Source organism: Pseudoalteromonas sp. TAE79 (assembly GCF_000498015.1).
Taxonomy (GTDB): domain Bacteria; phylum Pseudomonadota; class Gammaproteobacteria; order Enterobacterales; family Alteromonadaceae; genus Pseudoalteromonas.
The window spans coordinates 1-1,356 of record NZ_AUTL01000282.1 but is presented as its reverse complement, the minus strand read 5'-3'; the positions used below and the strand labels follow the sequence as shown (position 1 = coordinate 1,356).

Here is a 1,356-nt window from a genome sequence, read left to right as displayed (position 1 = left end):
TAGGAGTGAAAGGCTAATCAAACCGGGAGATAGCTGGTTCTCCCCGAAATCTATTTAGGTAGAGCCTCGGACGAATACTTACGGGGGTAGAGCACTGTTAAGGCTAGGGGGTCATCCCGACTTACCAACCCTTTGCAAACTCCGAATACCGTAAAGTAATATCCGGGAGACACACGGCGGGTGCTAACGTCCGTCGTGAAGAGGGAAACAACCCAGACCGCCAGCTAAGGTCCCAAAGTCATAGTTAAGTGGGAAACGATGTGGAAAGGCCCAGACAGCCAGGAGGTTGGCTTAGAAGCAGCCATCCTTTAAAGAAAGCGTAATAGCTCACTGGTCGAGTCGGTCTGCGCGGAAGATGTAACGGGGCTAAACTATGCACCGAAGCTGCGGATTCAAACTTTGTTTGAGTGGTAGGGGAGCGTTCTGTAAGCCGTTGAAGGTGTGCCGGGAGGCATGCTGGAGGTATCAGAAGTGCGAATGCTGACATGAGTAACGATAATGCGGGTGAAAAACCCGCACGCCGGAAGACCAAGGGTTCCTATCCCATGTTAATCAGGGTAGGGTAAGTCGACCCCTAAGGCGAGGCCGAAAGGCGTAGTCGATGGGAAACGGATTAATATTTCCGTACTTGGTATAATTGCGATGGGGGGACGGAGCAGGCTAAGCAAGCATGGCGATGGTAGTCCATGTGAAAGTGTGTAGGCTAGTGACTTAGGTAAATCCGGGTTGCTGTTAGGCTGAGACACGAGACGAGTCACCAAGGTGATGAAGTTGCTGATGCCATACTTCCAGGAAAAGCCTCTAAGCTTCAGATTATACCGAATCGTACCCCAAACCGACACAGGTGGTCAGGTAGAGAATACTAAGGCGCTTGAGAGAACTCGGGTGAAGGAACTAGGCAAAATCGTACCGTAACTTCGGGAGAAGGTACGCTCCTATCTGTGATGAGACTTGCTCTCTAAGCGGACGGGAGCCGCAGTGACCAGGTGGCTGGGACTGTTTATTAAAAACACAGCACTGTGCAAAATCGCAAGATGACGTATACGGTGTGACACCTGCCCGGTGCCGGAAGGTTAATTGATGGGGTTATCCTTAGGGAGAAGCTCTTGATCGAAGCCCCGGTAAACGGCGGCCGTAACTATAACGGTCCTAAGGTAGCGAAATTCCTTGTCGGGTAAGTTCCGACCTGCACGAATGGTGTAACCATGGCCACGCTGTCTCCACCCGAGACTCAGTGAAATTGAAATCGCAGTGAAGATGCTGTGTACCCGCGGCTAGACGGAAAGACCCCGTGAACCTTTACTACAGCTTGGCACTGAACATTGAACCTACATGTGTAGGATAGGTGGGAGACTT

At 51.3% G+C, this 1,356-nt stretch carries 1 rRNA gene; it reads left to right on the top strand.

Annotated elements, in window-relative coordinates:
* Window positions 1-1,356 (top strand): 23S ribosomal RNA (locus L655_RS0123455); the annotation flags it as partial.